5 protein-coding genes are annotated in these 4,865 nt (G+C 58.4%); all 5 read left to right on the top strand.

Features of this window, described 5'->3' with window-relative positions; translation table 11 throughout:
• On the top strand, positions 1 to 206 hold a 206-nt coding region (locus ALO80_RS15775; RefSeq protein WP_174518958.1), incomplete at its 5' end, for a precorrin-6A/cobalt-precorrin-6A reductase.
• A gap of 105 nt (positions 207 to 311) precedes the next feature.
• On the top strand, positions 312 to 773 hold the full coding sequence (locus ALO80_RS15770; protein WP_055009664.1) for a copper chaperone PCu(A)C: 462 nt from the start codon (positions 312 to 314) through the stop codon (positions 771 to 773).
• 73 nt (positions 774 to 846) lie between these two features.
• Positions 847 to 1,227: a DUF2946 domain-containing protein gene (locus tag ALO80_RS15765; protein ID WP_375233038.1), complete on the top strand. Its 381-nt coding sequence runs from the start codon at positions 847 to 849 to the stop codon at positions 1,225 to 1,227.
• An 83-nt stretch (positions 1,228 to 1,310) separates the two neighbouring features.
• The gene (locus ALO80_RS15760) at positions 1,311 to 2,684 is read left to right on the top strand and encodes a PepSY-associated TM helix domain-containing protein (RefSeq protein ID WP_055009662.1); all 1,374 of its coding nucleotides are present in this window, start codon (positions 1,311 to 1,313) and stop codon (positions 2,682 to 2,684) included.
• Positions 2,685 to 3,213: 529 nt separating this feature from the next.
• On the top strand, positions 3,214 to 4,479 hold the full coding sequence (gene urtA / locus ALO80_RS15755; RefSeq protein ID WP_054986608.1) for an urea ABC transporter substrate-binding protein: 1,266 nt from the start codon (positions 3,214 to 3,216) through the stop codon (positions 4,477 to 4,479).
• Positions 4,480 to 4,865: the final 386 nt, after the last annotated feature.

Here is a 4,865-nt window from a genome sequence, read left to right as displayed (position 1 = left end):
AACGCCATTTGTTCGAACAACGCCGGATCGATGTACTGATCAGCAAAAACAGTGGTGGCCACTCCACCGAACCCAAACTTGAAGTCGCCCGCGACCTGGGCCTGCCCGTCCTGATCCTGAAACGCCCGCCGCTGGCTGATGTGGACCGGGTATTCTGGACGGTGGATGAGGTACTTGAGGCGCTGGGGCTGGAAGAACGGCGCTAAAAAACCGGCCCACTCAGGAGTGCTTGAAGGTTTGCCTGCGTGTTTCGGATGTCCAGGCGAGCTACTTGTCACCCCTTTTTAGAATCCTTCGGAGAGTCCCCCTCGATGCTCAAAAAAGCACTCCTGCTGGCCGTATTAATGGTCTCAGCCAGCTTTGTCCAGGCTCATGAGTACAAGGCAGGGCCATTGCTGATTGGCCACCCCTGGTCAATGGAGCTACCGCCCAACGCACCGACGGTGGCGGCGTATTTCACTATCGAGAACAAGGGTGACAGCGCCGACCGTCTGATCAGCGTCGAAACACCCATCGCCGGACAAGCGCAGTTGCATGAGCATGTGCACGCCGACGGGCTGATGAAGATGCAGCATGTTCAGGCGGTAGACATCCCGGCCGGTGCGAAGGTGAGTTTTGCGCCGATGGCCTGGCACGTGATGCTGCTGAACCTGAAAGACCGCTCGAAGCTGGTCGTCGGGCAGCGCTTCCCGATGACCCTGCATTTTGAAAAGGCGGGAGATGTAGAGGTGCAGGTCGTGGTACAAAAGCAGGCTCCGGAGCACCAGCACTGAGTAGTTTTACAGAGTGAGCACCCTGCGCCACGTTCGCCACAGACCAGCCCCCTGCAACAGAAAGGGTGCATGGCTGAGTCTGTTCGCCATGTTGATGATCTTTATCGGCCCACTGGTTTCCCAGTCGATGCCGATGGATCGGCACGCCGGCATGTCGATGTCCATGTCCATGCCGGCCAGCATGGACATGTCGGCCGACAGCCATGCCCATCACGGCGGCGAGCACGCCATGCCCGCCGACGCAGGCATGAGCGATCACGCGCTGTGGGCGAAATGCGGTTATTGCACACTGCTGTTCAGTTGCCCGGCGTTGCCCCACGTACTGGAGCTGGTCGCCGCCCCGCCCCCACGTCCCGGTGACTTCTTCGCCCTGCAGCCCCTGCAAGGGCATGCACACAAGGCCATCTTCCCCAATGCCCGAAGCCGGGCACCGCCAGCGCTCACCACGGCATAACCCGAAAAAGATTCCACGACAGCGCGCAGCTCAAGGCTGCGCGCCATTCGTGCTGTGTTATCCCTGACTGGGGAGCGTTTATCGTGTCCAAACCCGATGTCTCTTTTTACAACCTTGCGTGGCGATGGCATTTCTACGCAGGCCTGTTCGTAGCACCGTTCATGATCCTGTTATCGCTGACCGGCATCGTCTACCTGTTCAAACCGCAACTGGACAACCTGATGTACCGCGATCTGCTGAGCGTGGCACCGGCCGAGCACCGCCTCACTGCCGACGAGCTGCAACAGCGGGTGCTGACTGCTTACCCGCAAGCCAGCATCGGCAAGTATTTCCCGCCGTTGAGCGCCGAGGGCAGTGCGCAGTTTGTGGTCAGCGAGCAAGGCCGGGAGATGAATATTTTCGTTGATCCCTATCGCGGCGAGATTCTTGGCACTCAGGACGCCAAAAAGAACCTCCAGGCAATTGCCCGCGCCCTGCATGGCGAACTGATGATCGGCACGCTGGGTGATCGGCTTGTCGAGCTGGCGGCAGGCTGGGGCATCGTGCTGGTGGTCTCCGGACTGTATCTATGGTGGCCCCGAGGCCGTTCGGCTGCGGGCGTATTCTGGCCGCGTCTGACCGCCAAGGGACGCGTGCTATGGCGTGATCTGCACGCGGTTACCGGCTTCTGGGGCGCGTTGCTGCTGCTGTTCATGCTGTTGAGTGGCATGACCTGGACCGGACTGTGGGGCAAGCAATATGCGGCGGTATGGAATACCTTCCCGGCAGCCATGTGGACCGACGTACCCACATCCGACAAGCAGGCTGGCGAGCTGAACAATGCCAGCGTGCAGACGGTGCCGTGGGCCATGGAAAACACGCCCATGCCGGTTTCAACCGGGGAACATGCCGAACACATGGACCACATGCATATGTCCAGCGCACCGGCAGCGCCGACAGTGTCATTACAGCGCGTCGTCGACATAGCTCGCTCCAGAGAGATCGTACCGGGCTATAGCATCACCCAGCCCAAGACGGCTGATGGCGTGTTCACGGTGTCGGTGTTCGCTGACGACCCGCGCGATGACGCGACGCTGCACATCGACCAGTACACCGGCAAAGTGCTGGCCGATGTACGCTACGTCGATTACAGCGCGGTATCCAAGGCCACTGAGCTGGGCGTGATGCTGCATGAAGGCAAGTTTTTCGGCTGGGTCAACCAGTTGTTGATTCTGCTGGTCTGCCTGATGGTACTGCTCAGTTCGGTCAGCGGTCTGGTGATCTGGTGGAAGCGTCGGCCTCAACGCGGGCTGGGCGTACCGCCATTGCGTCACGGCTTGCCACGCTGGAAAACGGCGACCGTGGTGATGATTGCCTTGGGCGTTATATTCCCTCTGGTAGGTATTTCGATGCTGATTGTCTGGGTGCTTGATCGAATAGTGCTCTCACGCTTTGCCAAAACAGCGGCAACAGCTTAGATTGCTTCCTGCGGGGCCTGAGACCATTGAGTGGCGTTGTGATGAATTCCTCCTCATACCCGGTTTCAGGCCCCGCCCTGCCTTTTATCGCTCTTGTAATCGATACCTCCTCCATTCCGGATCGCCTTGCTGCAGTCATCGACCGGCGCTGGCCTGGATAGCGCTGCGTCGTCACCCCTGACGCCATCAAATCAAACACTTGGCCTACGCCTTTAGCGGATCGTTTATCCGGCGCACGGATCAGCGTCGCGCGCTCGAAAACTCAGGAACGCCAGGCACGGGACAGCTGACCACCCGATCAAGCCCGCACAGGCAACGCTAGGCTTTCACCCTGCGCACCATTGCAGCGCGTCCGATGCACCCCCCCGCCTCATGCTGATCCAGCGTGGTGCGCAGTCTCTCTGCTGCGCGACACATTCGTTCCATTTTGCGACGTCCGTGCATTGGCCCAGACCTTGCTTACGCTTGAATGGAGCAACGTACGCACCACCGCAGAACCATCAAAAAAATGTACTAAGGGAGCCAGTCAATGAAGCGTCGCAGCCTGATCAAAGCCTTCACCTTGTCCGCATCGATCGCAGCCATGGGGCTGACCTGGACCGTTCAGGCTGCCGAGACCATCAAGGTCGGCATCCTGCATTCGTTGTCTGGCACCATGGCCATCTCCGAGACTTCGCTCAAAGACATGGCGCTGATGACCATTGATGAAATCAACGCCAAAGGCGGCGTCAATGGCAAGATGCTGGAGCCAGTGGTCGTGGACCCGGCGTCCAACTGGCCTTTGTTCGCAGAAAAAGGCCGTCAGTTGCTGACTCAGGACAAGGTTGCCGTGGTGTTCGGCTGCTGGACATCGGTGTCGCGCAAATCCGTATTACCGGTGTTTGAAGAACTCAATGGCCTGCTGTTCTACCCGGTGCAGTACGAAGGCGAAGAGATGTCGCCCAATGTTTTCTATACCGGTGCTGCGCCTAACCAGCAGGCCATTCCTGCCGTCGAATACGTGATGAGTGAAGATGGCGGTTCGGCCAAGCGCTTCTTCCTGCTGGGTACCGACTACGTCTACCCGCGCACCACCAACAAGATTCTGCGCGCGTTCCTGCATTCCAAAGGCGTGAAAGATACCGATATCGAAGAGGTTTACACCCCGTTCGGTCACTCTGACTATCAAACCATCGTGGCCAACATCAAGAAGTTCTCTGCCGGTGGCAAGACAGCCGTTATTTCGACTGTCAACGGTGACTCCAACGTACCGTTCTATAAAGAACTGTCCAACCAGGGCCTGAAAGCCACTGACGTACCGGTTGTCGCTTTCTCGGTAGGCGAAGAAGAGCTGCGCGGCATCGATACCAAACCACTGGTAGGCCACCTGGCTGCCTGGAACTACTTTCAATCGGTGGAAAATCCGGTCAACAAGAAGTTCGTCGCTGACTGGACTGCCTACGCCAAAAAGAAAAACCTGCCAGGCGCTGACAAAGCCGTAACCAACGACCCTATGGAAGCCACTTACGTCGGCATCCATATGTGGGCTCAGGCAGTCGAGAAGGCCAAATCCACCGATGTGGACAAAGTACGTGAAGCCATGGCCGGACAAACATTCGCCGCACCGTCAGGCTTTACCCTGACCATGGACAAGACCAACCACCACTTGCACAAGCCGGTCATGATTGGCGAAGTCGAGGACAACGGCCAGTTCAACGTCGTATGGCAGACCAAAGAGCCGATCCGCGCGCAGCCTTGGAGCCCGTACATTCCTGGCAACGACAAGAAGCCGGATTCACCGGCGAAGAGCAACTGATGTGACGGGGCTGAAAGCACATTAACGCTCGCCCCTACGCTCCAGCGCTAGTCGTTACGCACACGCTCGCTCGACCTCAGGGTGGAACGCATTTTTTGTAGGAGCGGACTTGTCCGCGAAGACAGCATTACATTTGCAGAGGATCTAGCGCTCATGACACCGCCTTCGCGGACAAGTCCGCTCCCACGCAGCCTTGCTTTACCAGCCCCATTCGGGCGTGTGTATCACGCTAAGCGTGGAGCGTGACAACGATTTTGCAGGAGCGGACTTGTCCGCGAAGAGAGCATTACATTTGCAGAGGATCTAGCGCTCATGACACCGCCTTCGCGGACAAGTCCGCTCCCACGCAGCCTTGCTTTCCAGCCTCATCCGGGCGTGTGTATCAC

The organism is Pseudomonas caricapapayae (assembly GCF_001400735.1).
Taxonomy (GTDB): Bacteria; Pseudomonadota; Gammaproteobacteria; order Pseudomonadales; family Pseudomonadaceae; genus Aquipseudomonas; species Aquipseudomonas caricapapayae.
Note: the sequence above shows the minus strand (reverse complement) of the source record. Positions and strands in the feature narration are given on the sequence as shown.